This is a genomic window from Bradyrhizobium sp. YR681, assembly GCF_000282615.1.
In the GTDB taxonomy this organism is placed as follows: domain Bacteria; phylum Pseudomonadota; class Alphaproteobacteria; order Rhizobiales; family Xanthobacteraceae; genus Bradyrhizobium.
In genome coordinates this window covers 1-4182 of sequence record NZ_AKIY01000147.1, presented here as the reverse complement: position 1 = coordinate 4182, position 4182 = coordinate 1, and the positions used below count along the sequence as shown (strand labels likewise).

6 protein-coding genes and 2 pseudogenes are annotated in these 4182 nt (G+C 62.7%); 5 read left to right on the top strand and 3 right to left on the bottom strand.

What is annotated here, in order from left to right:
* Positions 1-248: pseudogene (locus tag PMI42_RS12510) on the bottom strand (4-hydroxyphenyl-beta-ketoacyl-CoA hydrolase); the annotation flags it as partial.
* A 340-nt stretch (positions 249-588) separates the two neighbouring features.
* Between PMI42_RS12510 and ykgO the strand changes: the two are divergent.
* The 3 genes from ykgO (at position 589) to PMI42_RS12495 (ending at position 1876) form a co-directional block, all read left to right on the top strand.
* Entirely contained in the window at positions 589-714 is a 126-nt protein-coding gene (ykgO, locus tag PMI42_RS12505; RefSeq protein ID WP_006611362.1) for a type B 50S ribosomal protein L36, read from the top strand.
* A 107-nt stretch (positions 715-821) separates the two neighbouring features.
* A complete protein-coding gene (locus PMI42_RS12500; protein ID WP_008134395.1) occupies positions 822-1490 on the top strand; it encodes a tetratricopeptide repeat protein in 669 nt (222 codons plus the stop codon).
* 125 nt (positions 1491-1615) lie between these two features.
* Positions 1616-1876, top strand: coding sequence for a hypothetical protein (locus PMI42_RS12495; RefSeq protein ID WP_008134393.1), 261 nt, complete (start codon positions 1616-1618; stop codon positions 1874-1876).
* Positions 1877-1884: 8 nt separating this feature from the next.
* Here the strand turns inward: PMI42_RS12495 and PMI42_RS12490 are convergent, their stop codons facing one another.
* Positions 1885-2067: a hypothetical protein gene (locus PMI42_RS12490; protein ID WP_008134392.1), complete on the bottom strand. Its 183-nt coding sequence runs from the start codon at positions 2065-2067 to the stop codon at positions 1885-1887.
* Positions 2068-2397: 330 nt separating this feature from the next.
* On the opposite strand from PMI42_RS12490, the gene PMI42_RS12485 reads away from it, so the two are divergent.
* On the top strand, positions 2398-3354 hold the full coding sequence (locus tag PMI42_RS12485; RefSeq protein WP_008134390.1) for an alpha/beta fold hydrolase: 957 nt from the start codon (positions 2398-2400) through the stop codon (positions 3352-3354).
* A gap of 18 nt (positions 3355-3372) precedes the next feature.
* Here the strand turns inward: PMI42_RS12485 and cycA are convergent, their stop codons facing one another.
* Positions 3373-3768, bottom strand: a complete 396-nt coding sequence (gene cycA, locus PMI42_RS12480) for a cytochrome c-550 CycA (RefSeq protein WP_008134388.1) — start codon at positions 3766-3768, stop codon at positions 3373-3375.
* A gap of 253 nt (positions 3769-4021) precedes the next feature.
* On the opposite strand from cycA, the pseudogene PMI42_RS39075 reads away from it, so the two are divergent.
* Positions 4022-4182 (top strand): annotated as a pseudogene (locus PMI42_RS39075) (FAD-binding oxidoreductase); the annotation flags it as partial.

Below are 4182 nucleotides of genomic sequence, written 5' to 3'. Positions count from 1 at the left end.
CGGCGGAAGCCGGTCTCGCGCTCGGCATCGACCGGGAAGATCACTGCGGCGATGTTCTTGGAGCGGTAGTAGGCCGCGGTCTCCGGCACGGTCGGCGGATGCTTGTGCGGCGACTTGAAATAGTCCGCCATCTGCGCCTGGAAATCGTCATAGCCGTCGTCGGGATGGGTGCCGCAGGGCTCTTCGGCGTGGGTGTGGATGTCGATCGCGACGACATCGTCGATGTTGGGCAGCTTCAGCTTCGGCATTGGTGTCCTCCCGACCGGTTGCCAAATTGATTATATGATATAACGAACTTGGCAAGCGTCGCGGGCGACGAAACCGCAGTCCGCGAAAGTCTTTGCCGTGCCTGGCCGCGAATGAACAGATCGGGCCGATCCGGCCGCTTCTACTGTGCATGGGGTTGTTTTCGCGAATTTGCCGGTTCGGAACCGGGCAGTTAACATTGACATGACCTCCCGCCATGCCTTAAGAACCGCCCCGTCCCGGGCGGTCGGTCCGCCAGCGGGAAAAATCTCATTTTGCCACATTCGCGCGTGCCGAAACGGGTGTGCCGAACACGGCCTTTCGAACGTTCAGGATTCTGCCATGAAGGTCCGTAACTCGTTGAAGTCGCTGCGTGGTCGCCATCGCGCCAACCGCCTGGTCCGCCGCAAGGGCCGGGTCTACGTGATCAACAAGGTGCAGCGCCGCTTCAAGGCTCGCCAGGGCTGAACTTGCCCTCGCGGTCGCCTGCGCGCGCCCCGCAAGACCACGGTCTCACACGAGTTTGACGCCGCCTTTGCTTTGCAAGGGCGGCTTTGTGCGTTTACACTTTCGCCATGGCAGTGAGATTCCCGGCAGCGACATTCCTTTTCGCGCGCACCCTGTTCATGGGTCTTGGTCTGGCCCTTGTGCTGGGAGCCGCCGGCCTTGCGCCGGCCCTGGCGCAGAAAGAACTGCCTGCTCCTCCGGGCAAGGAGCAGAAGAAGCTGCCGGAGCCGCCGGCCAAGCTCCCCAAGGTCGATCGCAGCAAGAATATCGATTTCCTGTTCGGAGCGCTGAAGGCCGCGCCGGACGAGGCCAGCGCCAAGCATGTCGAGGCGCGGATCTGGGCAATCTGGCTCCAGACCCCCAGCGACACCGCGTCGTTGTTGATGGCGCGGGCCAAGACGGCGGTCGACGCGCAGAAGATCGAGATCGCGATCAAGCTGCTGGATTCGATCATCAAGCTCAGGCCCGATTACATCGAGGCCTGGAACCGGCGTGCCACGCTCTACCACATGCAGAACGACTACGGCCGGTCGCTTGCCGATCTCCGTGAGGTCCTGATCCGCGAGCCCCGCCATTTCGGCGCGCTCGTCGGGCTCGGCATGATCATGCAGGAGGTCGGCGACGAGAAGCACGCGCTCGAGGCCTATCGCAAGGCGCTCGCCGTCAATCCGCACCTCGAGAAGATCCCCGAATACGTCAAGGCGCTGACCGAGAAGGTCGAAGGCCGCGATATTTAGCCTCGAACTCGATCATGTCTTGAGTGAATGCGGCGCCTGCGGGTTAACCACGATCTGAGCCGCGGCGTCGTGAGGGCTATTGTCGGCGCCGCCGCAGGCCTACCTGCATGGCAGGAGCGAAAGCCATGAAGCGCTTGATCTTTGCGGGTAGCCTGCTGCTCGCGTCGGGGACGGTGAGCCTCGCCGACGGGTTGTTCTGGGTGGTCGGCAACCGCGCCACCGGCAAATGCAACATCGTGACCAGCAATCCGGTCATCAACGGCGACATCTGGTTCGGCGATGGTCCCTACAAGTCCAGGGCCGATGCCAAGCTTGCCCGCTCGACCATCCGCGCCTGTCCCGCCGTCACGCCCGACGAGGAAAAGGCCGAGGACGGCACGGGCTAGCCTGCACGCTAGTGCAGGGCGCTGCCGCCGCGCTCGGCGAGGCCCTGATCGGCGGCCGCGGCGTAAGCCTTGGCTAGCTCCGTCTCGAGATGCTCGTTGATCAGGAGCAGCGCCCGTACGGCCCCGCGCAGGTCGCCATTGCAGCGCGCCACGATCTCGTCGATCGCAGTGTCGTTCGATCTGAAGCTCATCGAAATTCTCCGGTTCAAATCAGGACTAGTCCTGCCGGCCTTTCCCGCATCTTCCGAGGTTGCGAAAAGGATCGGCGCCCACCCGCGTCTAAATGGCGGAACCGACCATGGCGATTATATGGACACCGCGATGACGACCGCATGAAGCTGGTCCGAGGCTTATGTGTCAGTGGAGAATATCATTGATTCCATTGAATATTTCGATCCGGCAATTATGCACATATCCACAGCCCCTGCCTTTTCGGTGGAATGTCCGAAGCCGGGCGGGGCGAAACTGTCGCCTGCCAAACCCGTAGCTGCGATGTGCCCTGGATTTCCCGGACTCTCTCCATGATCGTGATCTCAGTCGTGACGGCGCTGGCTCTGCTAGCGCTGGCCACACAGGCCGGCATTGTCGCCGTGCAGCGCGCCTTTCCACCTCAGGGCCGGATGATCGAGGTCGATGGCGCGGTGCTCCACGTCGTCGATATCGGCCCGCGCGACGCTGGCCTGCCGATCGTGATGCTGCATGGCGCGAGCTCCAATCTCGAAGCGATGCGTCGGCCGCTCGGCGACCTCATGGGCAAGGACCATCGCGTCATCCTGATCGACCGTCCCGGCCACGGCTGGAGCACGCGCGCCAGACGTGAGGATTCGACGCCGCAGGTCCAGGCGCGGATGATCGACGAGGCGCTTCGCAAGCTCGGGATCGATCGCGCGATCTTCGTCGTGCATTCCTGGAGCGGCGCGCTCGGCGCACGGCTGGCGCTCGATCATCCCGACCGCGTCGCCGGGCTCGTGATGCTGGCGCCGGTGACCCATCCCTGGCGCGGCGGCGTCGGCCGCTACAACGAGATCATCGCAATGCCGCTGATCGGCCCGCTGCTCGCCTACACGATTACGCTGCCGCTGGGGTACTTCGTCGCCGAGTCCGGCGCGCGCAACGTGTTCCTGCCGCAAGTGATGCCTGACGGATTCGTGCAGGACTCCGCGACGCCGCTGTTGCTGCGCCCGCGCGAGTTCATCGCCAATGCCTATGGCCTGGTGACCTTAAAGGAGTCGGTTGCCGCACAGGTCGCGCGCTACGGCGAAATATCGGCGCCGGTCACAATCATCGCCGGCGAGCCGGACAAGACGGTGAGGACCGACATCCATGCCCGCCCGTTCGCCGCGACCGTACAGAATGCGAAGCTGATCGTCCTGCCCGATCTCGGCCACATGGTTCAGAATGCCGTGCCGGATCTGGTGAAGACGGAGATCGAGACGATGATCGGGAAAATAGCTTCAGAAAGGGCGGCCGCTGACTAGCGGCCGCCATTCGCGCGCCTACTGCTTGATCTTCCCGTCCTTGTCGAACTGCGAGACGTAGGTCCAGAGATTGTTGATCTCGTTCTCGTTCTTGATGCCGGCGAACGCCATCTTGGTGCCGGGAATCTTGGCCTTGGGATCCTTGATGTATTCCTTGAACGTCGCTTCGTCCCAGGTGATGCCGGAATTCTTGTTCGCGTCCGAATAATTGTAATCGGGCGCGGTGCCGGACTTGCGGCCGTTGAGGCCATTGAGCTCGGGGCCGACCTTGTTCTTGGCGCCTTCGCCGATCGCGTGGCAGGCCAGGCATTTGTTGAATGACGATTTGCCGGCCGCAACGTCCTGCGCCATCGCGGCGGACGCAGTGGCAGTGACGGTGAGGATCATCAGCGCGCCAAAAGTCAGTTTTTTCATAGGGTGCTCTTCGTCTCTTTCCCAGTGGGGCTTCAATCTGGTCGGCAATCGTCGAACCTGCCGGTTTTGACAGGCCCGCCCGTCTTGGACAAGCCGGGAAACCATGACAGGTTTCATCATTTCCTACTTGTCCCAGAGCGAACTCGCCGAAGATCGCCGCTCCGACTTTCGGATGGCCTACCCAAACCGTCCGGGACGTGATTGATTTGCCGCGATAAATTTGATCGTGGGCTGCGAGTCGGAAGGATATGTCATGGCCATCATGATGCCTGCGAGTGACCAGGCCGTGCTTGCGCGCCGCGCCGAGATCATTGCTGCGTTGCGCGCAATCGTGCCCGGCGAAGGCGTCATCGACAGCGCCGCCGAGATGCGCGCCTATGAATCCGACGGGCTGACCGCCTACCGGCAGCCGCC